The sequence below is a fragment of the Pseudoalteromonas sp. B160 genome (assembly GCF_037162485.1).
Taxonomy (GTDB): Bacteria; Pseudomonadota; Gammaproteobacteria; order Enterobacterales; family Alteromonadaceae; genus Pseudoalteromonas; species Pseudoalteromonas rhizosphaerae.
Genome location: NZ_JARLUX010000001.1, coordinates 3,569,931 through 3,590,147, shown reverse-complemented (window position 1 = coordinate 3,590,147; position 20,217 = coordinate 3,569,931). Strand labels below are relative to the sequence as shown.

Genomic DNA, 20,217 nt, shown 5'->3' with positions numbered 1-20,217 from the left:
ATTAAAATACAGCAGTTAAAATACAATGGCTAGAATAAAGTTAAAATAATGCTTGCGTAAATAAAATTACTGGGGTAAATTATCCTCTTGGTCCTAAAAAAGCCTCGCGGTTAACCTCTTTACCCTGATCCAGTAATCCCCGCAAAACGTATATTATAGAGCTAAGTTATTGTACGGCGAGAACCCCAATTCAGACTACGGCATATTTTTAAATAGTCGCATAAATGTCATAAAGATCGTCAACACTGTAATGAAGCTAAACACAACACGGTCTATCTAATTGTGCTTTGAAAGCTAATAAAGAAATTAGCGCACATTAAAGATAACAAGAAAAAAGTGAGTTTTATTATGTCTTATAGTTACAACGGATCTATGATCCAAATCGCACATCCAGTGCAATCAATTTCAGTAAATAAACAACGTGTTATTTTTTCTGATACACAAGGTTTAAAAAATACCTTATTTACAAAAGCAAGTGACGCACGTCAATTTGTTAAATGGTTAAAAGCCAATTAATCGATACTGATTTGCTTCCTCGCAATTTAAATGACGCCAGCTAATGCTGGCGTTTTGCTTTTTTTAAGCTAACTATTCAACAGCTGCTACACTTAGTGTATTAATAATTTATCTGTGGTTGAATTAATGCATTATGCCTTTCGTTATGCTTTTTTATCATTGTTAATTAGCACTCCTTTGCATGCTAAAACAATTGATTGGATAGTCACTGACTTTGCCCCTTATTATATTTTTAACGATCAATACGCAGGAACAGGCCGCGATGAAGGTGTTATCGCCTTATTAGAACAACAGCTTCCTAGCTATACATTCAACCGTACTATTTTTCCATCAAGTCGCACAATACAGGAGCTGTCTAACCCAAATCATACTTACTGCATGCTCTCGCTATACCAAAGCCCGCACCGCAAACAACACATCAGCTTTAGTGAACAGACTTCGACGGTTGGCTTATCGCCTTCTATTGCTATTCACCAAGAGCTTGTGCAACATCTCAAGCTTGAAACAAGTACACCTGTATCATTGAAAACCCTACTCAATCAATACCAACTTGCACTGGGGATTTCTATGAGCCGATCATACGGTAATGCTATTGATGCAGTAATTAATAATAGTGCCGACGCATCCATAATTATTCGACCTGGTCGCGATACCCTTGCCAGTTTGACTTACATGTTAAAGAAAAAGCGCATTGATATTTTATTGGGCTACCCAAGCGAGCATTACTATTTAGCAAAATCGATGGGGTTTGAAGATCAGTTAATGCAATTGCCTCTGACTGAAGCTCCCGATCTGAGTTATGGCTATATTGGCTGTACTAATACCGAGCAAGGTATCGCACAAGTTGAAGTGCTTAATGCAGCACTGAAAGAAATAAAACAACAACCAGCCTACCATGAAGTGTTATTACGTTGGTTACCAGATAATTTAAAACCGTTACTAGAGCAACGTTTACAAGCAAACAAAAACGCCCCAACTGAGTGAGGCGTTTATCAATATTAGCATATTTATTTAACCTGAATTCAGGTTAGGTTTTACTTACGCACACCTTCAATATATAAACCAATATCAACATGTGTAGATGCAGGACCTAGGTTGTAATCAATACCAAAATCAGCAAGCTTTAAACTGGTTTCACCTTCAAAGCCAACTCGGTAACCACCCCATGGATCTTTACCTTCACCAATTTTATCGATTTCAAAGGTAATCGTTTTTGTTACACCATGAAGGGTAAACTCACCTGTTACATCAGCTTCATCACCCTCTTCATCAAACTTAATTGACGTACTTTTGAAGGTCGCTGTTGGAAACTTATCAACATTTAAAAACTCTTTACCACGTAAATGCTTATCACGTTCAGCATGGTTCGAATCGATACTTTTAGTATCAATATTAACCATGATCTGTGATGCATCTGGGTTAGCTGCATCGTAGCTAAAGCCGCCGTCAAAAGTATTAAAACGACCGTGTAACCAGCTATAACCTAGATGCTTAATTTTAAAATTTACAAATGCATGGGCACCTTGAGTGTCAATAACATAATCTGCAGCGTGTGCAGTATTAGCACCAAACAATGTTGCTGCTACTGCAGCTGAAAGTAATATTTTTTTCATTTATTAATCATCCTTTTGTGGTTTTATCATTCTAACTAAGGTTTTATCTTTATCGATAAAGTGATGTTTTAACGCCCCAAGAGCATGTAAAACCACTAATCCTATGAGGCTACATGCCACATAGTAGTGAACTTTACCTGCAATATCTGCTTGATTAGCTACTGAAAAATCAATTGCGGGAATACTAAATAAGGTAAACACCTCAATTGCACGACCATCCGCAGTAGAAATCAAATAGCCTGAAATCACAATGACGCTAAGCAGTAGATATAAAAATATATGTACTGTATGCGCTACATTATTTAACGCTTTACTGCTGCCCGCTACTGGCTCAGGCTGCGTGCCCAATGCACGCCAAGCAAATCTAAAAATTAATAAAGCAACTAAGGTGATCCCTACGCTTTTATGTAAATCCAAAGAACCTTTATACCAACTATCGTAATAAGTAAGTTCAACCATGTACAAGCCAAGGCCAAATAAGCCAATCACCATTACCGCCATTAACCAATGTAATAAAATGGCAACCACACCGTACGAAGATTTTGTATTTTTAAGCATGTGTTATTAATTCCATTATCGAATGACATCAGAATAGCGCGTACCTAGATAGAAGAAAATAGCTAATAACAAACAAGTTATGTGCGTATATGCACAATTAAGATTAAAGTTAGCAAGTTAGCAAGTTAGCAAGTTAGCAAGTTAGCAAGTTAGCAAGTTAGCAAGTTAGCAAGTTAGCAAGTTAATCAATGATAAACATCATCACCCTAATAATTGTTTAATTATTTTCAATCAAACCGATATAAATTTGTGTTGTAGGATCGACTTGCAAGCAAGTGATAAGGTTTTCTTTGATGAGCTCTAGCATAGCAATAAAGCTAACCACTACACCACTGCGGCCTTCGTCAAAAGTGAATAAGTCAGTGAAAGGAAGTTGCGTGCCGGCTGTCGATAACTTTTGCAAAATTAAACTCATTCTTTCGCGAGTTGATAAAGCTTCAGCGGTTATTTGATGATGCTCAAAAGTTTTAGCTCGCGCCATCACATCACTGAGCGCAAATAGTAAATCTTTTAAATCAACATCCGGTAACAATTGAGCATGCTCGCTCTGCTCAGGCACTAATGCGTGGGCAATAAAAATATCACGGCCAACACGTGGAATATCATCAAGGTTCTGCGCAGCTAGCTTAAATTGTTCATACTCTTGTAAACGACGAATTAATTCAGCCCGTGGATCTTCTTCTTCCTCAAGCTCTTCATGTTTTGGCAGTAATAGTCGTGATTTTATTTGTGCAAGTAATGCCGCCATCACCAAATATTCACCAGCAAGCTCCAATTGAAACTCGGTCATCATTTCAACATAACGGACGTATTGTTCAGTAATGCTAAAAATCGACAATTCCAGAATATCTAACTTATGTTTTTTTATTAAATATAGTAATAAATCAAGTGGCCCTTCAAAGGTTTCTAAAATTACTTCTAGAGCGTCTGGCGGAATATACAAATCTTCCAGGGTATTCATTACTTCTTTGCCATGCAAAAAAGCCAGCGGCAACTTTTGTTGCGCCGGCTCTCGTATTTGAGCTACATCATCAGTATGTAGTTCGTTCATGGTTTATCGGCGTAGTTATTCAAATGGAGCTGTATCGCCACAGCCTACACGCAGCACCTCAACTGTATCTTCTGACAGGTCGATTACTGTGGTTGCTTGCTCAGCTAAATAGCCGCCATGAATAATTAAATCAACTTGATTACCTATGCGATCACGTATCTCGTCCGGATCAGACTCAGTAAACTGCTCACCGGGTAAAATTAATGAACACGACATCAATGGCTCACCTAACTCGGCTAGCAATGCGCAGGTAATTGGATGTTCTATTACACGAATACCAATGGTTTTTTTCTTGTCGTTTAACAAACGTTTTGGTACTTCTTTAGTGCCTTTAAAGATAAACGTATAAGGCCCAGGTGTATTGTTTTTAATTAATCTAAATAGTTGGTTATCTACTCGTGCATAAGTAGAAAGCTCAGATAGATCACGACATACTAAGGTAAAGTTATGGTGTTTTTCAATACCACGGATGCGCTCAATACGCTCTTTTGCTTGTTTGTTACCTAAATTACAGCCTATTGCATAGCCTGAATCGGTTGGATATACCACCACTCCACCTTGTTTGATAATGTCGACCGCTTGATTAATTAAGCGTGGTTGTGGATTATCTGGATGAATATGAAAAAAATCACTCATTTAGTTCTCCTGTTTGCCCTTCCCAAGTTTGCCAAACGCCTTGGCAATCTTTTGGCAAATATAAGTTTTTTCCTAATTCTAGCCAACTAGTAGGAAAATGAAAATCAGATCCTTGCGAACACAGTAAATCGTATTCACGGCTCAATTCGCCTAAAAACTGTCGCTCAGTCGGTGCTTGTTGTGGTTGTGCAACTTCCATTGCATCGCCACCGGCATCTTTAAACTGACTCAATAATTTGCGCAGCCATTTATTTGACATTTGATAACGCCCAGGGTGGGCAATCACAGCAACGCCACCTGCGGCATGAATGGCGGCAATGGCGGTTTGCATATCACACCAATCGCTTGGTACATAACCCGTTTTAGCGCGGCCAAGGTATTTTTTAAACACCCCAGGAATTGTGGTTGCAACGCCACGAGCAATAAGTGCTCTTGCATAATGTGCACGGGTAATTTGTGCATCTGCGGCAAGCTCTTGCGCTTGTTGATAAATGCCATCAAAGCCATTTTTCTCTAAACGACGACCAATCTCGACAGCTCTATCAGCACGTTTTTGCTGTTGGATAGTCAATAAGCTGGTCAGTGTTGACTCGTCAATATCTACGTTTAATGCCACGATGTGGATCTCAAAACTTTCCCACTTAGTGGAAATTTCAACCCCTGATATCAAGGTTAATGGTAGAGATTCGCTTTCTATATATGCTTGTGCAGGTTTAACCGCAGCAGTGGTGTCGTGATCAGTGATCGCAAACACATCTATATTTTTTTCAACTGCACGCAATAATAATTGCTCAACAGTTAATTGCCCGTCAGAATGTGTGGTATGACTGTGTAAATCGTATTTTATCAAAACAGAAGACTGCTCATATTAAATGTGCGAAAGTTGTTATTAAGTATAACAAAATTTTTTAATAAATTGTTTTAAATAAATACTTGACACTAACGCCGTTGATACGGTTTACTGTAGTCACTTGAGACACAAATAGAACTACAATAATGATCAATTCAATCCAAAACACTATCTGGTGGTGGCACTCGTAAATTATCGGGTGACGAATTGTCGTGTCTAACACATTCTAAACCCGCTTATTGCGGGTTTTTTTATATTTAAATTTTAGGGTAACAAACATGAATAACGTAGCAACTTTTACACATCATTGGTGGTGGCGCCTGGTATAGCGGGACGGTAATGGTCTATCTAAAACATAGGTATCGTTATTCAAACCCCGCATAGCTTAGCTTGCGGGGTTTTATTTTTTGAGGGAATGAGGTTTGATTTTTAGTCATATAACAACAACGCCAGGTGAAGTTACTAGCATCACCGAAGTGCGAGAATATATACATAGCCCATTGGCACTATATGGATTGCTTGATAAAGATAATTCATTACTGTTAGAGTCAGCAGAAATTGATTCTAAAGACAGTGTCAAAAGTTTAATTTTGGTAGATTGTGCACTAAAAATAATCTGCACAGGTAAAACAGTCACAGTAACGGCGCAATCTAATAATGGTCAGCAATTACTGCCTTATTTACAAACTAAATTAGAAAACTGCCATACTCAATTAAACAAGCAAACTCTCAGCATCGAATATCAAGGTATCGATCATAATATTGATGAAGCCTCAAAGCTGATTGCCGATAATGCTTTTAGTGCCTTGCGCTGTTGTATAAATAGTATCAGCAGCACCACAAACAATCCATTTTCGTTATTTTTAGGCGGTGTGTTTGCTTACGACATGGTAGCCAACTTTGAACAACTGAGTGATGTACCAGATGGAGAAAATAGCTGTCCTGATTACGTCTTTTATTTAGCTGAAACCTTAGTGGTAATTGATCACCAAGCTAAAACCACTGAGCTGATTGGTAACGTTTTTAATGGCCCTGATGTGCATGCAAACTGTTTTGAAGTGGGTAAAAAGCTCGAACGTTTAAATACCTTATGCGACCAAGCCGATAGCTATAGTGCGCAGCAAAGTGCTGGCAGCAGTGACGTCAGTGTTGATATTAGTGACGAGCTCTATTGCCAACAGGTCAATAGTTTGAAAAAACACATTGTCGATGGCGATATTTTTCAAGTTGTGCCATCGCGTACCTTCTCGTTAGCTTGCGCCAACCCACTACATGCCTACAGCCAACTAAAAAAACAAAATCCAAGCCCGTACATGTTTTATATGCGCGACAGTGAATTTGCGTTATTTGGTGCCTCTCCTGAGTCAGCTTTAAAGTTTTGTGCTACATCACAACAAGTTGAAGTATATCCAATTGCAGGAACTCGCCCACGAGGAAAGTTTGCTAATGGCCAAATTAATCCAGATTTAGACAGTCGTATTGAACTGGAACTGCGCAACGACCAAAAAGAGCGTGCTGAGCATTTAATGTTGGTTGATTTAGCACGAAATGACGTAGCTCGTATCAGTGTCCCAGGAACTCGCCACGCAAAAGAGCTATTAAAGGTCGACCGTTATTCGCAAGTAATGCATTTAGTGTCACGCGTTGTTGGCACATTAAAACCTCAGCTGGATGCCCTACACGCTTACCAAGCCTGTATGAACATGGGCACTTTAGTTGGTGCGCCTAAAGTCAGCGCGGCAGAGTTGGTAAGGCAAACTGAAGGTAAGCGCCGTGGTAGTTACGGTGGTGCGGTAGGTTATTTAACCGGTGACGGCGCCATGGACAGTTGCATTGTTATTCGCTCGGCCTTTGTTAAAAATAATACCGCGTATGTACAAGCCGGTGCCGGAGTTGTGTTTGACTCAGACCCTCAATCTGAAGCCAATGAGACTCGTGCTAAAGCACAAGCGGTTATTACAGCCATTCAATCGACGTACCAAGGACACTAAAATGAGTCAAAACATCAACAACTTAACGGACTTAAAAATCTACTTTTTAGATAATTTTGATTCATTTAGTTATAACTTAGTCGATGAACTTTCTATGTTAGGCAGCGATTTAGTGGTATATCGTAACAACATAGACGCGCAGGTGATTTATGACAAAATGTGTGCGGAAACGAAACCAGTGATTTTAGTACTGTCGCCGGGCCCAGGCACCCCCACTGCGGCGGGCTGCTTAATGGCATTGATTGAACTATGCAAAGGCCGTTTTCCAATGTTGGGGATTTGCCTTGGCCAACAAGCACTAACACAAAGTTATGGCGGTATTATTGGCCATGCTGGAGAAACCGTACATGGTAAATCATCAATCATTGAGCTTGGTGAGCACCCAGTATTTGCAGGTATGGGTGAACGTATGCCTGTGGCACGTTATCATTCACTGATGGCCACGAAAGTACCCGACAGTGTTGCAGTGATAGCCCACTATGAGTCAATACCGATGGCAATTTATCATCGTGACGATAAAGCCCTTGGCTATCAATTTCATCCTGAGTCTATTTTGACGCCCAATGGCGCCGCGCTACTTCAACAAAGTATGCAATTTTTAGCCAGTGCACAGCAGTAGAGGATAGTATGTCAGTAAACCAACAATCAGCCAGTGAGGCGAGCATTGGCTCAATGATTGATGTGTTATTAACGCAAACATCATTAAGCTTTAGTCAAAGCCAACAGTTATTTGATGCCATTATGCAAGGCAAAGTAAATGACATCGAACTGGCAGCCATCTTAGTGGCACTGAAAATAAAAGGTGAAGTAAGCGACGAAATCGCAGGAGCAGCCGCATCGATGCGTGCTAATGCGATACCTTTTATTACTCACTTAACAAACCTTGTCGATAGTTGTGGCACTGGCGGCGATGGCTCAAACACTATTAATATTAGCACCACCGCCGCCATCGTTGCTGCAGCTTGCGGTATAAATATGGTCAAACACGGTAATCGCAGTGTTTCGAGTAACTCCGGCTCCGCTGATTTACTCAAAGCATTGGGCATCAATATAGACATGAACCCAGCACACGCGGCGCAGTGTTTAGAGCAAACCGGCTTTACGTTTTTGTTTGCTCCGCATTATCACAGCGGCGTACGCCATGCTATGGGTGTGCGAACGACCTTAAAAACCCGTACTATTTTTAATATTTTAGGGCCATTGGCAAATCCAGCAGCACCGGATGTGCAATTATTGGGGGTATATGATGAAAGTTTATGCTTAGCGATGGCACACACCTTAAAAACGTTAGGTACACCGCGCGCAATGGTCGTTCATGGCTCGGGCACCGATGAAATAGCCTTGCACGGTGAAACGACCGTAGCAGAGCTTAACAACGGAAAAATCAGCCAGTACACACTTACCCCTGCTGATTTTGGTCTTGCAAACTATTCACTTGAACAACTTGCCGGTGAAGGGCCAGAATATAACGCCAAGGCTAGCATGGCTATTTTAGCTGGTAACGGCACCGACGCGCACAATGCGGCCATTATTGTTAACGTTGCTGCGTTGCTTTATTTAACCAATAAAGCCGACGATTTTAAAAGTGCCGCGATGCAAGTTAAAGAGGTTTTACAAAGCGGACGTGCATTGAATACCTTAAATGCCATTGTCATAAGCAGTAATAAAGAATACCCAAACTCCGAGGTAAGTAATGGCTAATGTATTAGACAAAATAGTTGCAGATAAAAAAATAGAGCTCATTGAACGCAAATCCAAGCGCCCTCTTGAGAGCTTTAAGCATCAAGCAATACCCACAAATCGTGATTTTTATAAAGCCCTTGCAGCGCCTGGCACTCAGTTTATTTTGGAATGCAAAAAGGCCTCGCCGTCAAAAGGCCTTATTCGAGAGCCGTTTGATTTAGCCGAGATCACCCGTGTTTATAAAAACTACGCTAGCTGCATCAGTGTGTTAACCGATGAAAAATATTTTCAGGGTAGTTTTGATTATCTCGAATTTGTGCGCAGTCAAGTAGAGCAACCATTGATCTGTAAAGATTTCTTTATCGATGAATACCAAATTTATTTGGCCCGTATTTATGGCGGCGATGCTATTTTATTAATGTTGTCAGTACTCGATGATACGCAATATCAATCGCTTGAAAAAGTTGCAAAAAGCCTAAACATGGCAATCCTCACCGAAGTGAGTAACGAAGCTGAAGTACATCGAGCTCTGGCACTCAATGCGCAAATTATTGGTATTAATAACCGTGATTTACGTGATTTGAGCACAAACTTAGCTACCACTGAGGCACTAAGAAAGCTTATTCCTGATAACAAAGTGGTTATTTCAGAATCAGGTATTTACACTCACCAAGATGTAAAACGCTTGGCCCCGTTGTGTAATGGCTTTTTAATCGGTAGTTCACTGATGGCTGAGCGTGATTTAGAGCGCGCTTGTCGAAGCGTAATTTTAGGTGAAAACAAAGTTTGTGGCTTAACCCGTAGCCAAGATGCCATTGCCGCTTATGAAAGTGGTGCCGTTTATGGGGGGCTAATTTTTGCACCTAAATCCCCTCGTTTTGTTGATTTAGATTGTGCAAAACAAGTTATGCAAAGTGCCCCGCTTGCTTATGTAGGCGTATTTGTAAACGCAACAATCGCAGACGTTGTCAATCATGCTCAGAGCTTAAAGCTTGCAGCAGTGCAATTACATGGCCAAGAAGATGCAGTCTATATAAACGAACTGCGTCCTTTGCTACCAAGTAATTGCCAGATTTGGAAGGCACAAGCTGTGAAGGATAGCTTGCCAGCACCTGTCAATGGCGTTGATCGCCACTTATACGATACTCACAGCGATACGCAAGCCGGCGGTACCGGTAAGACCTTTGATTGGGCAATACTCAAAGAGACTAAGCAGTCATTTATGCTTGCTGGTGGCTTAAACCCAGAAAATATTCAAGGTGCATTATATCAAGGTGCGCATGGACTCGACCTAAATTCAGGGGTTGAGCAAAGCGCCGGTAAAAAATGCCCAAACAAATTAAATGATGCATTTATCAGCATCCGTAAATATTGAGGTTAATATGAATAATCCAGCTTATTTCGGCGAATTTGGCGGCATGTTTGTCCCAGAATTGCTAGTACCAGCACTTAAACAACTCGAAAACGAATTTAATAAATCGCAAACAGATCCGGCTTTTCAAGCTGAACTGGAAAAGTTACTTAATGAATATGCTGGCCGTCCTACGCCGCTGACATTAACGCGTAACTTAATTAAAAACCCAAAAGTAAAATTATACTTAAAGCGTGAAGACTTACTGCACGGTGGCGCGCACAAAACGAATCAGGTGTTAGGCCAAGCACTATTAACTCAACGCATGGGTAAAAAACAAGTTATTGCTGAAACAGGCGCAGGCCAACACGGCGTTGCAACGGCGCTTGCGTGTGCATTACTTGGTTTAAAATGCCGTATTTATATGGGCGCTAAAGACGTGGCACGCCAACAACCAAACGTATTTAGAATGAAACTAATGGGCGCTGAAGTGATCCCGGTTACTTCAGGCTCTGGCACATTAAAAGATGCCGTAAACGAAGCGCTTCGTGATTGGTCAGCAAATTATAAAGAAGCGCATTACTTACTTGGTACTGCTGCAGGTCCTCACCCATTCCCTACCATCGTTCGTGAGTTCCAAAAAGTGATTGGTGAAGAAGCAAAACAACAAGTATTAAAAGCTGAAGGTCGCCTCCCTGATGCGGTGCTTGCTTGTGTAGGCGGTGGCTCTAACGCCATTGGTATGTTTACAGATTTTATTGACGAGCCAAGTGTAAAACTCATTGGCGTAGAGCCCGCTGGCAAAGGGCTTGATACCCACGAGCACGGTGCAACAATCTGTAAAGGAACTAAAGGTGTTTTGCACGGTACTTATACCTATATAATGCAAAATGATGATGGCCAGATTGAGGAATCATATTCTGTCTCAGCGGGTCTTGATTACCCAGCTGTTGGCCCACAACATGCGTTTTTACATGAAACTGGCCGTGCGCAATATGTGGGTATTACAGATACCGAAGCATTAGAAGCATTCCAATTACTGGCTAAAAACGAAGGGATTATTCCTGCGCTCGAATCAAGTCATGCACTAGCTTACGCACTGAAGTATGCAGAGCAGCAAACTGAAGAGTCAATTTTAGTAGTGAATTTAAGTGGTCGCGGCGACAAAGACTTATCACACGTTATGGATGTACTTTCTAAAGGGGATCAGTTATGAGCCAGACAGCAATCCAAAAAACAGACCGCTACGGTAAAATGTTCGCCCGTTTAAGCGAGCTAAATCAAGGTGCATTTGTGCCGTTTGTTACAATTGGCGATCCAAATAAAGAACTGAGCGTTGAAATAATCAAAAGCTTAATTGATGGCGGCGCTGATGGCTTAGAGCTGGGTATTCCATTTTCAGACCCAATAGCAGATGGCCCAGTTATTCAAGCTGCCAATATTCGGGCCCTTAAAGTAAATATAAATACCCAAGATTGCTTTGATATCATCAAGCAAGTACGCCAGTACAATGCTGATATCCCAATTGGTTTATTGTTGTATTCGAACTTAGTTTTTAAACGCGGTTTAGAGGCTTTTTACCAAGATGCCAAAGCAGTCGGCGTTGACTCAATTCTAGTTGCAGATGTGCCGCTTCATGAATCTAAAATGTTTCGCAAAGCGGCAATGAGTAATGGCATTGACCCCATTTTTATAGCCACGCCTAACGCACCTGATGACACTTTACGCGAATGTGCCTCTTATGGCCGTGGTTATACTTATTTGCTATCCCGTGCGGGTGTAACAGGCACAGAAACTAAAGCACAAATGCCGGCGACATCAATTGTCACTAAACTAAAAGAATACCACAGCGCCCCTGCGTTATTAGGTTTTGGGATTTCAACCCCTGATGATGTAAAAGCAGCACTTAATGCCGGTGCAGCAGGTGCTATATCTGGCTCGGCGGTAGTGAAAATTATTGAAGCGAATCTCGATACCCCTCAAGCTATGCTCAGTGGTTTACAAGAGTTCGTAGCGAGCATGAAAGCTGCAACTGCGCTGTAAGTTCATACTTCGAAAATAAGAAAAGGGCCTGTTGCGGCCCTTTTCTGGTAATCAAACGCGTTAAAGACTCTCTTTCAACGCTTTTGCTGCTTTAAATACAGGCTTGTTAGCGCCTTCAATGTCTATTGCCTCTCCCGTTTGTGGATTGCGTCCTGTACGTGCGGGATAATAACTTAACGCAAACGTGCCAAAGCCATTTACTTGCACTTGATCACCTTCTGATAATGATTTAGTGATGGCTGCAAGCATGCTTGATAACGCCGCTTGAGAATCTTTTTTAGTTAATTCACTGTGTGCAGACATTGCACTAATCAGTTGTGCTTTATTCATAAAATGCTCCTAAAAATACCGCTTACTCAGTCACTGTTCAGCAGATTTTGGTAATGATTGAATACAAAGGCACGCAGGCTAAGGGTTAGTAACTACTAAGTCAACCTTGTAAACAACACAATAAGTTGATACAACCTCTGCAACTATTCTTTGGTTTTATTTTTTGGGCATTCTATGCATGCAATAATTGAGTTTATTCCGCTAATTTTATTTTTTGCGGTATTCAAGTTAGTTGATATTTACTGGGCAACGGCATTATTAATGGGCACCACTTTTCTGCAGGTCGCTTATTCTTATTTTAAAATAGGCAAAGTGCCTACACGCCAATGGTTGTTTTTTGCCATTGCAGTGATTTTAGGCACTCTTACGCTGGTGTTTCATGATGAACAATTTGTGAAGTGGAAAGCCACTATCATCTACGCTGTGCTCTCATTAAGCTTATTGATCAGTCGCTACTTTCTTGGTAAAAATTTAGTTAAACAAGCACTCAGTGCCATTTTAAATAATGCATCAGACTCTGAGCAAGAAATTACCGTACCTGAGTCGCTTTGGGATAAACTCAACATATTGTGGATAGCGATCACAGCGGGAATATCAGCGTTAAATATCTATATCGCTTATAACTTTTCTCTCGATTTTTGGGTTAACTTTAAAGTGTTTGGCTTAATGGGGATCACATTTGTCAGTCTTTTTGCCACTATCATCATGTTGTATAAATATTTACCCGATGAAGATGAGCCCAAAGTAGACAATAAAAAGCGCTCTTAATGTCATAAATATGTCGTCTTAGCTTGTTAGCCTAGTATACAAAATCACGCTGAGACGACCTTGAACGCCAATCAATACCGCTGGTTTGAATTTACCTTTATATTTGTATGCCTTCCTTTGCTGGGTTTTTACCTTCGTGCCTACCTTGCTAATTGGCTGATCCCCGCGTTAATCGTGTTAATGAGTGTCTGCGGTATGTTGCTGCTAGGCGATCCCCACTTTAAACGCTTTAGACTTACCAGCCTTGGTCAATTTTCCGCAGTGAAACGCCGACTGTTTAGTTTCTTTTTTATCGGCGCACTGTTTTCAGGGGTTTTTTACGGGATCATTAATCAAGGTAATTGGTTTATGCTGCCTCGAAACTCATTTAATGACTGGTTAATGTTACTCGCGTTCTATCCATTATTGTCAGTCATGCCGCAAGAGTTGATATTTCGAACCTATTTTTTTCATCGTTATAAACGCATCATGCCAAAAAAAACGGTGCGCATAATTGTTAGCGCCACAGTATTTGCTTTAGCGCATATTGTTTATGCTAATTGGGTAGCAGTACTACTGGCATTTATAGGCGGGTTATTATTTGCATTTACCTATGCTCAAAGCCGCTCCACGTTTGTCTGCGTTATCGAACACAGCTTATGGGGACTGTGGATGTTTACATTAGGAATAGGTCAGTACTTAGATTCGGCAACAATCTCTTAACTGAAAAAGCCGTGCTAATGATACTTAACACGGCTTAATTATGGGAAGCTCAATTAGTTGTATTAATTAAAAACCGAAAATGCTCATAGCAAAAAACTTAGTCGCTACGGTATTAATAAATATAACTACTAAAATTACCGGAATAAAGGTTGATAGCGAAAAGTTAACGTATTTTTCAGTAAAGCTACCTGCATAGCCTGGACAACCTTGGCTAAGCTCTTCACTTAAACGTACTTTTTTCCAGCGATACATCACGAATAAACACACCATTAAACCATTCAATGGCAAGATAGTGTCGTAAAATACATCATACACAATATCAAATAAGCTTTTAGACGCTCCGCCATAGTTAGTAAATGAAGTTAACCCTTCAACCATACCAAACGACATAGTACATAACACTGTCAGTACACCGATGCTACCAGTTAATATCAGTAACGCCATTTTACGACTTATGCCTTTACGGTCACTTAGCGTAGCTGTTGGCACCTCAACGATGGATACCAACGAGGTAATTGCAGCAAAAAATACCAGCAAGAAAAACACAAACGCAACAATTGATGCACCAACATAGCCAATATCAGTTTGTAGCGCGAGTAAAATCTTTGGTAAAAACTCAAAAATCATCGACACAGATGAGTCAGACAATTTAGTAGGATCAGTATCTGGGTTAAAACTAAAGATAGCTGGTAGCACCATAAGACCGGCAATAAACGCCACCAGTGAATCAGTCAGTGCAACCATTTTAGCACTGCCAACAATGTCATCCTTTTTCGAGATATATGAAGCGTAAGTCATCAATATACCCATACCCAACGACAATGAGAAAAACGCTTGCGCTAATGCACCGTTCAAGACACTGGCATTCATCTTAGAAAAATCAGGGATAATATAGTACTTAACGCCAGCCATAGCATTGTCTAGCGTCAATACATACGCCACTAATGCGATTAGCAATACGAACAATGCTGGCATTAAAAACTTAGCTGCTTTTTCAATCCCTTGCTTAACACCACCGACTAAAATCAAATTAACAATTAATGCCACAGCAGCCATATACGCAAACACGCTGGAACTATTAATAAACACCCCAAAGCTTTTTGGATCAGCCAACACATCTAAGTTACCAACCGCAACTTGGCTTAAATAACCAAAAATCCATACCGTGATAACCATATAAAACACAGCAATCATAAACGGGGTTAATACTGCTAAAAAGCCAGCAAAACTCCACTTAGTATCATTACCAGATAATAACTTGTAAGAGCCTAATGGATCTTTTTGTGCTTGGCGTCCCATTGCCATCTCTGCCATCATTACTGGCAAACAAATAAACACAACAAACAGCGCGTAAACGAGCAAAAAAGCACCACCACCATTTTTTGTTGCTGAGACTGGAAAACCAACCAAGTTACCAATACCGACCGCAGAGCCAGCAGCTGCTAATATAAATCCAAGGCGGGAGCTAAAATGCTCACGAGTATCGCTCATTTAAAAACCTTATTATTATTTTGTACCATTCAAGCGACTCTACCAGTGTTGTGCTGGGCTTTTCAAGCAGATTCCGCTTAAAAATATAATGATACTGTAAACCTTAGAGGTTGTTGTTCTTTTAAGATTAAAATTTGTTCAAGCTAACAGTGATTAAATCGCAGCATCAATTTACAGCCTCGAAAGTTAACTAAAAACTGCGTAAAGCTTTCGCGCTTTAATAGCGCTCTAAACTAATCGTAATTTATTCGCCTATTAATTTTGCTGTGCTAATATCAGCATAATTCCAATAATATTCAAATCCAGAGAACACACCATGTTGTATATGATTTACTCAACTGATGTTGAAAATAGCTTAGAATTAAGAAAAGCCGCCCGCCCTGCTCATTTAGCACGCTTACAAGAATTAGACGAGCAAGGCCGATTACTGACAGCAGGTCCATTACCTGCCATTGATAGCGCCGAGCCAGCTGACGCTGGTTTTACTGGTTCTTTAGTGATTGCAGAATTTAGCTCATTAGAAGCAGCTCGCGAATGGGCTGCAGCAGATCCTTACGTCAACGGCGGCGTATATGAAAACTCACAAGTTAAACCGTTTAAAAAAGTTTTTCCTGGCTAAGTAAAACCAACAATCAAACAGGATTATACTATTTAAATGAACCAGATTTTAATGCAATGGGTATAAGACTTTGAGTCAAATCACCACAATTCAGTGTTTGTTCACCGGATGTTAATTAAACTCTGCTGCATTGAATCATCAGATTTAGTGATTTTTCACTTGAATTATAGCTACTTGGTTCATTAAACTATTCAGGTCTGGTTTAGGAGTTTCTCATCATGCGTACTGTGTTAGCTCTCAGCGTCGCCATCACTGTGCTATTTTCGAGTGTTTTTTCGACTAGTAGCCAAGCTGCATCTCAAGTCAATAAAGCTGAGATAAATAAAAAACAAGCTGTTGAGCTTGCTAAAAAAGTCGAAGATGGTAAAACTCTTAAAATTACCGTACTTAACGATATTTATACTGTAAGAATATTAAAATCGGACGGCCATGTCGTCGACGTTCATGTCAATAAAAAGACCGGCGAAGTGAAGAAGGATTAAGAAATGCGAATTTTAGTAATTGAAGATGATTTACACTTAGCAGACAATCTGCGTAATGCATTAGAAAAAGAACGTTATAGTGTCGATCTCTGTCATGATGGCGAAGCTGGTTTATTTCACATCACAGAATATCCTCTTGATATGGCGGTAGTTGATTTAGGCTTACCAAAAATTGACGGTATTGAACTGATCAATAAAGCCCGCGCACAAGGGATTACAATTCCAATTCTGATTTTAACAGCACGTGACCGTTGGCAAGATAAAGTTGAAGGACTTGATGCTGGTGCTGATGACTATTTAACTAAACCATTTCATGTTGAAGAGTTAATAGCCCGGTGTAACGCGTTGATCCGTCGTAGCGCAGGCAAAGCAAATCCTGAAATGACTGCTGGGCCTATTAAAATTCACACCCGCTCACAACAAGTGTGGGTTGATGACCGAGAGCTAAGTCTCACCGCATACGAATACAAAGTGCTTGAGTATTTAATGGTTAATCCACAAAAAGTGATTTCCAAATCTGAGCTAACAGAGCACATATACGATCAGGACTTTGATTTAGATTCAAATGTAATCGAAGTATTCGTACTGCGCTTACGTAAAAAGCTTGACCCTGATGGTACTTTAAACCCAGTAGAAACACTACGCGGACGCGGTTACAGGCTTAAAAGTCAGTGGTAGCATCGCAAATACCGTTAAAAGTAAGGCAAGGATTTATCCTTGTCTTTGTTTTATTAGTCGCTTTACCCATTTTATTCTTCTCTATTGGTAAGGCATACTATGCTTCGTTAGTCGAAGCCACCGAAAAAACCCTCGAAGCCCATTTATATTCTTTAATTTCAGAAGTCGATTTTACTGAGCGCGGCATTATCATGCCCAGCACTATTTTAGCTCCTGAATTGAATCGTTTAAATTCTGATACTTATGCGATGATCTATCGTGAAGAACAGCCTGTATGGCACTCTGAGTCGGCGGTAAATGTTAACTTTGTGCCTGACGAACTAGAAACCAAAGCAGGCGCTGCCGACTTTCGTCGTGTGGAATATAAAAATACCGTGTATTGGCAACTTAGCCTAACCGTTATTTTAAATAACATTGACCAGTCAGAGCATGCTCGCTTTATTTTATTAAAACGCAACGATGCTCTACTGCGCTTAATGGATGGTTTTAAGCAAACCCTTGTAAACTGGATGTACGTCATGGGTGTAGCCATTGCAGCATTAATGGCTGTGGGCTTTGTGTGGAGCGCGCGGCCGTTGCAACGACTGGATAAAGAAATAAAAGCCATTGAGTCAGGTGATATTCAAGAAATTAAAGGACTTTATCCTGTTGAGCTGCAAACTATAAAAGCCGATTTAAATTTACTACTCGAAACTCAGCAACGCCAAAAAGAGCGCTATCGTGCGTCTTTAAGCGACTTAGCTCACGCACTTAAAACGCCACTGGCAGTATTAAAATCGAGCCCGCTTGCCAACGATGCCGATGCCCAAGAGCAGCTTGACCGTATAAATGTGATGATCGAACACCAATTAAAACGCGCTGCAACGGGTGCAGCTGATACATGGAAAAAACAAACAGCCATTAAGCCGGTGCTAGATTCAATCCTCAATGCAATGAGTAAAGTTTACCGCGATAAAGATATTATTTTTACCCATGCGGTTAAAGACAAAGATTACTTTTTAGGTGACAAAACTGATTTACTCGAACTACTCGGTAACTTAATTGATAACGCCTGTAAAGCTTGTCGCTCACAAGTCGATATCCAAGTCATTCAAAAACGCAACCTCACTATCGCTATTAGTGATGATGGACCCGGTGTGCCGGTTGATAAACGCGAATCCCTGCTTACTCGTGGTACCCGCTTGGACACCTACGAAAGCGGACACGGTGTCGGTATGGCGATTGTGTCAGATTTAGTAAAGTCGTATCACGGTACCCTGACTATTTTAGATGCTGATACCTTAGGCGGCGCGAAATTTATTTTAGAGTTTAATTATAATGATAAAAAATAACTGGTTAATAGCTGTATCTGGGCTGCTTTTAGCACTGAGTACAACAACGTTTGCAGCAGAAGAGCAATGTACAGTCGTTGAGCAAGCAACACCTGATGAAGCTAAAAAATATATTCAATGTTTAGATAAACAGATAGAGACCTTAACCCGTATTCAACAAACCTGGATAAATAAAATCACTTTAGATTTAAATAAGATCCAAGAAGATACCGGTAACTCTCAGTTGCTACCAATTTTTAAACGTAGCATTATCAATTACCAAAAATACCTGGAAGACAGCTGTAAATGGCGTTATTTACACAAAGTACCCAACGCCACCCAGGCTGCAATTGTATATAAGCGCTGTGAATTGCGTATATTAGAGCAGCACATTACTGTATTAAAACAACCTATCTGACCACCACGGTGGTTATTTAGAAGGTGACTCGATTTCTTCACCATTACCTAACAGAGTCGCTAACCAGCGCCCTTCGTCGCTGGCTTCTAAGGCTATTTTAACAATCATCGTCAATGGCACCGATAACAACATACCTACCGTGCCAATCAGCCAACCCCAAAAGATGAGTGATAAAAATACCACTAAGGTCGACAGTCCTAAACCTTTACCCATGTACTTTGGTTCAACTATATTACCCATCACGGTATTAATAGTTAAATACCCTACTGCTACAATCCCTGCGACCAATGGTCCTTGCGTGATCAAAGCTAATAAAACTGCTGGGATAGCAGCAATAATAGAGCCAATATTAGGAATGTAATTAAACATAAATGCCATTACCCCCATAACACGAAGTAGTCAACATTTAAGATCCACAGTAGTAGCCCAGCTAATATGCCTGTACCAACGCTTACCACTGTTTTGATCGCTAAATAAGAGTTAATAGAATTTAAAAAACGGTCTATTTGCTGCATTTTCATATCAGGATCGTCTAATGCCATATGAATTTTATGACTAAGCATAGGCCCTTCAAAAAGCATAAATACCACAGTTAAAATAATTAAGAACAAATTTGCCATCACGCCACCTAAGCCAGTCAGCATACCGGTGGCAACATCAATCATTTTTCCCGGGTCGAACATTGATATAACTTGCTCTTTATTGAGCAAAATATTGTACTTGGCAGCAACATCAACCAGCCAAATAAACTCATCCTGTAACTTACTTTTATATTCAGGTAAATGCTGTGAAAAGTCAGTCAATGATTGCCCGACTAAGCTGGCAAGGCTAACCCCTAAGCCAACCACCATCAACATCACTAGCATGATCGCGATGCCTTTAGGTATTTTGTAACGACCAAAAAACTTAATAAAGGACTACAAATAATGGCAATAAATGCTGCAAGTACAAACGGAATGACAATAACACTTGCCGCTTTAATACCAGCTAAAGCAATCACCAACGCTGCAAAGATAACTAAACTTTTGTTTACCCCAGTTAAACTAGCCAAACTACAATCCTTTAAAATATAAACTGCAGCTAGTGTATGTGAAAAGTCTGTAAAATGAAATATTTGCAAAGTGATC

At 40.4% G+C, this 20,217-nt stretch carries 22 protein-coding genes and 1 pseudogene; 15 read left to right on the top strand and 8 right to left on the bottom strand.

The window, feature by feature from the left end:
* The first annotated feature begins 372 nt into the window (after positions 1-372).
* Both P4S61_RS16750 and P4S61_RS16745 read left to right on the top strand, forming a co-directional pair.
* Positions 373-516 carry a hypothetical protein gene (locus tag P4S61_RS16750; protein ID WP_182717921.1) on the top strand — a complete coding sequence of 48 codons (144 nt, stop codon included), beginning with the start codon at positions 373-375 and terminating at the stop codon, positions 514-516.
* A gap of 126 nt (positions 517-642) precedes the next feature.
* Positions 643-1,500, top strand: coding sequence for a TIGR02285 family protein (locus tag P4S61_RS16745; protein ID WP_145233663.1), 858 nt, complete (start codon positions 643-645; stop codon positions 1,498-1,500).
* A gap of 50 nt (positions 1,501-1,550) precedes the next feature.
* Here the strand turns inward: P4S61_RS16745 and P4S61_RS16740 are convergent, their stop codons facing one another.
* From P4S61_RS16740 to rnm, 5 genes are all read right to left on the bottom strand, one after another.
* Positions 1,551-2,129, bottom strand: a complete 579-nt coding sequence (locus P4S61_RS16740; RefSeq protein ID WP_145233661.1) for a YceI family protein — start codon at positions 2,127-2,129, stop codon at positions 1,551-1,553.
* A gap of 3 nt (positions 2,130-2,132) precedes the next feature.
* The gene (locus P4S61_RS16735; RefSeq protein ID WP_149981004.1) at positions 2,133-2,687 is read right to left on the bottom strand and encodes a cytochrome b; all 555 of its coding nucleotides are present in this window, start codon (positions 2,685-2,687) and stop codon (positions 2,133-2,135) included.
* 217 nt (positions 2,688-2,904) lie between these two features.
* Positions 2,905-3,738 (bottom strand): segregation and condensation protein A, encoded by an 834-nt coding sequence (locus tag P4S61_RS16730; protein WP_337118693.1) that lies wholly within the window; start codon positions 3,736-3,738, stop codon positions 2,905-2,907.
* Positions 3,739-3,753: 15 nt separating this feature from the next.
* Entirely contained in the window at positions 3,754-4,374 is a 621-nt protein-coding gene (locus P4S61_RS16725; protein WP_145233655.1) for an L-threonylcarbamoyladenylate synthase, read from the bottom strand.
* Positions 4,367-5,224 carry an RNase RNM gene (gene rnm / locus P4S61_RS16720; RefSeq protein ID WP_145233653.1) on the bottom strand — a complete coding sequence of 286 codons (858 nt, stop codon included), beginning with the start codon at positions 5,222-5,224 and terminating at the stop codon, positions 4,367-4,369. The genes P4S61_RS16725 and rnm overlap by 8 nt, the downstream gene beginning before the upstream one ends.
* Before the next feature lie 422 nt (positions 5,225-5,646).
* On the opposite strand from rnm, the gene P4S61_RS16715 reads away from it, so the two are divergent.
* Genes P4S61_RS16715 through trpA form a run of 6 tightly spaced genes read left to right on the top strand, consistent with a single transcriptional unit; the run spans position 5,647 to position 12,292 of the window.
* Positions 5,647-7,215, top strand: a complete 1,569-nt coding sequence (locus P4S61_RS16715) for an anthranilate synthase component 1 (protein WP_182734838.1) — start codon at positions 5,647-5,649, stop codon at positions 7,213-7,215.
* A gap of 1 nt (position 7,216) precedes the next feature.
* Positions 7,217-7,834 (top strand): aminodeoxychorismate/anthranilate synthase component II, encoded by a 618-nt coding sequence (locus P4S61_RS16710; protein ID WP_182734840.1) that lies wholly within the window; start codon positions 7,217-7,219, stop codon positions 7,832-7,834.
* Between the two features lie 53 nt (positions 7,835-7,887).
* A complete protein-coding gene (gene trpD / locus P4S61_RS16705; protein ID WP_337118925.1) occupies positions 7,888-8,916 on the top strand; it encodes an anthranilate phosphoribosyltransferase in 1,029 nt (342 codons plus the stop codon).
* Entirely contained in the window at positions 8,909-10,273 is a 1,365-nt protein-coding gene (trpCF, locus tag P4S61_RS16700; RefSeq protein WP_337118691.1) for a bifunctional indole-3-glycerol-phosphate synthase TrpC/phosphoribosylanthranilate isomerase TrpF, read from the top strand. Before trpD ends, trpCF begins: the two co-directional genes overlap by 8 nt.
* A 7-nt stretch (positions 10,274-10,280) precedes the next feature.
* Positions 10,281-11,465 (top strand): tryptophan synthase subunit beta, encoded by a 1,185-nt coding sequence (gene trpB, locus P4S61_RS16695; protein WP_337118690.1) that lies wholly within the window; start codon positions 10,281-10,283, stop codon positions 11,463-11,465.
* Entirely contained in the window at positions 11,462-12,292 is an 831-nt protein-coding gene (gene trpA, locus P4S61_RS16690) for a tryptophan synthase subunit alpha (RefSeq protein ID WP_182731444.1), read from the top strand. The genes trpB and trpA overlap by 4 nt, the downstream gene beginning before the upstream one ends.
* A 60-nt stretch (positions 12,293-12,352) precedes the next feature.
* Here trpA and P4S61_RS16685 read toward each other — a convergent pair whose 3' ends face one another.
* Complete coding sequence (locus tag P4S61_RS16685) at positions 12,353-12,622, bottom strand: HU family DNA-binding protein (protein WP_145233641.1); 270 nt, start codon at positions 12,620-12,622, stop codon at positions 12,353-12,355.
* A 174-nt stretch (positions 12,623-12,796) separates the two neighbouring features.
* Here P4S61_RS16685 and P4S61_RS16680 point away from each other — a divergent pair, with 174 nt between their 5' ends.
* Together P4S61_RS16680 and P4S61_RS16675 are read left to right on the top strand one after the other, a co-directional pair.
* Entirely contained in the window at positions 12,797-13,390 is a 594-nt protein-coding gene (locus tag P4S61_RS16680; RefSeq protein ID WP_145233638.1) for an inner membrane-spanning protein YciB, read from the top strand.
* Positions 13,391-13,450: 60 nt separating this feature from the next.
* Positions 13,451-14,092: a CPBP family intramembrane glutamic endopeptidase gene (locus P4S61_RS16675; protein WP_145233636.1), complete on the top strand. Its 642-nt coding sequence runs from the start codon at positions 13,451-13,453 to the stop codon at positions 14,090-14,092.
* A gap of 66 nt (positions 14,093-14,158) precedes the next feature.
* On the opposite strand, the gene P4S61_RS16670 is transcribed toward P4S61_RS16675, so the two are convergent.
* Complete coding sequence (locus P4S61_RS16670) at positions 14,159-15,583, bottom strand: sodium-dependent transporter (protein ID WP_145233634.1); 1,425 nt, start codon at positions 15,581-15,583, stop codon at positions 14,159-14,161.
* A 316-nt stretch (positions 15,584-15,899) separates the two neighbouring features.
* Between P4S61_RS16670 and P4S61_RS16665 the strand changes: the two genes are divergently transcribed.
* The 5 genes from P4S61_RS16665 to P4S61_RS16645 all read left to right on the top strand — a co-directional run bounded on the left by P4S61_RS16665 (position 15,900) and on the right by P4S61_RS16645 (position 19,090).
* Complete coding sequence (locus tag P4S61_RS16665) at positions 15,900-16,202, top strand: YciI family protein (protein ID WP_145233632.1); 303 nt, start codon at positions 15,900-15,902, stop codon at positions 16,200-16,202.
* Between the two features lie 218 nt (positions 16,203-16,420).
* Positions 16,421-16,684 (top strand): PepSY domain-containing protein, encoded by a 264-nt coding sequence (locus tag P4S61_RS16660; protein ID WP_145233630.1) that lies wholly within the window; start codon positions 16,421-16,423, stop codon positions 16,682-16,684.
* A gap of 3 nt (positions 16,685-16,687) precedes the next feature.
* Complete coding sequence (locus tag P4S61_RS16655) at positions 16,688-17,362, top strand: response regulator transcription factor (RefSeq protein WP_016709350.1); 675 nt, start codon at positions 16,688-16,690, stop codon at positions 17,360-17,362.
* Positions 17,356-18,693, top strand: coding sequence for an ATP-binding protein (locus P4S61_RS16650; RefSeq protein ID WP_145233628.1), 1,338 nt, complete (start codon positions 17,356-17,358; stop codon positions 18,691-18,693). The genes P4S61_RS16655 and P4S61_RS16650 overlap by 7 nt, the downstream gene beginning before the upstream one ends.
* Positions 18,680-19,090, top strand: coding sequence for a hypothetical protein (locus P4S61_RS16645; RefSeq protein ID WP_145233626.1), 411 nt, complete (start codon positions 18,680-18,682; stop codon positions 19,088-19,090). The genes P4S61_RS16650 and P4S61_RS16645 overlap by 14 nt, the downstream gene beginning before the upstream one ends.
* Before the next feature lie 12 nt (positions 19,091-19,102).
* On the opposite strand, the pseudogene P4S61_RS16640 reads toward P4S61_RS16645, so the two are convergent.
* Positions 19,103-20,141, bottom strand: a pseudogene (locus P4S61_RS16640) (AI-2E family transporter).
* Between the last annotated feature and the right edge of the window lie 76 nt (positions 20,142-20,217).

Coding starts and splice junctions, on each gene's coding strand:
- P4S61_RS16750 (WP_182717921.1), top strand. CDS start 373: ATGATCCAAATCGCACATCCAGTGCAATCAATTTCAGTAAATAAACAA.
- P4S61_RS16745 (WP_145233663.1), top strand. CDS start 643: ATGCATTATGCCTTTCGTTATGCTTTTTTATCATTGTTAATTAGCACT.
- P4S61_RS16740 (WP_145233661.1), bottom strand. CDS start 2,129: ATGAAAAAAATATTACTTTCAGCTGCAGTAGCAGCAACATTGTTTGGT.
- P4S61_RS16735 (WP_149981004.1), bottom strand. CDS start 2,687: ATGCTTAAAAATACAAAATCTTCGTACGGTGTGGTTGCCATTTTATTA.
- P4S61_RS16730 (WP_337118693.1), bottom strand. CDS start 3,738: ATGAACGAACTACATACTGATGATGTAGCTCAAATACGAGAGCCGGCG.
- P4S61_RS16725 (WP_145233655.1), bottom strand. CDS start 4,374: ATGAGTGATTTTTTTCATATTCATCCAGATAATCCACAACCACGCTTA.
- P4S61_RS16710 (WP_182734840.1), top strand. CDS start 7,217: ATGAGTCAAAACATCAACAACTTAACGGACTTAAAAATCTACTTTTTA.
- trpD (WP_337118925.1), top strand. CDS start 7,888: ATGATTGATGTGTTATTAACGCAAACATCATTAAGCTTTAGTCAAAGC.
- trpCF (WP_337118691.1), top strand. CDS start 8,909: ATGGCTAATGTATTAGACAAAATAGTTGCAGATAAAAAAATAGAGCTC.
- trpB (WP_337118690.1), top strand. CDS start 10,281: ATGAATAATCCAGCTTATTTCGGCGAATTTGGCGGCATGTTTGTCCCA.
- trpA (WP_182731444.1), top strand. CDS start 11,462: ATGAGCCAGACAGCAATCCAAAAAACAGACCGCTACGGTAAAATGTTC.
- P4S61_RS16685 (WP_145233641.1), bottom strand. CDS start 12,622: ATGAATAAAGCACAACTGATTAGTGCAATGTCTGCACACAGTGAATTA.
- P4S61_RS16680 (WP_145233638.1), top strand. CDS start 12,797: ATGCATGCAATAATTGAGTTTATTCCGCTAATTTTATTTTTTGCGGTA.
- P4S61_RS16670 (WP_145233634.1), bottom strand. CDS start 15,583: ATGAGCGATACTCGTGAGCATTTTAGCTCCCGCCTTGGATTTATATTA.
- P4S61_RS16665 (WP_145233632.1), top strand. CDS start 15,900: ATGTTGTATATGATTTACTCAACTGATGTTGAAAATAGCTTAGAATTA.
- P4S61_RS16660 (WP_145233630.1), top strand. CDS start 16,421: ATGCGTACTGTGTTAGCTCTCAGCGTCGCCATCACTGTGCTATTTTCG.
- P4S61_RS16655 (WP_016709350.1), top strand. CDS start 16,688: ATGCGAATTTTAGTAATTGAAGATGATTTACACTTAGCAGACAATCTG.
- P4S61_RS16645 (WP_145233626.1), top strand. CDS start 18,680: ATGATAAAAAATAACTGGTTAATAGCTGTATCTGGGCTGCTTTTAGCA.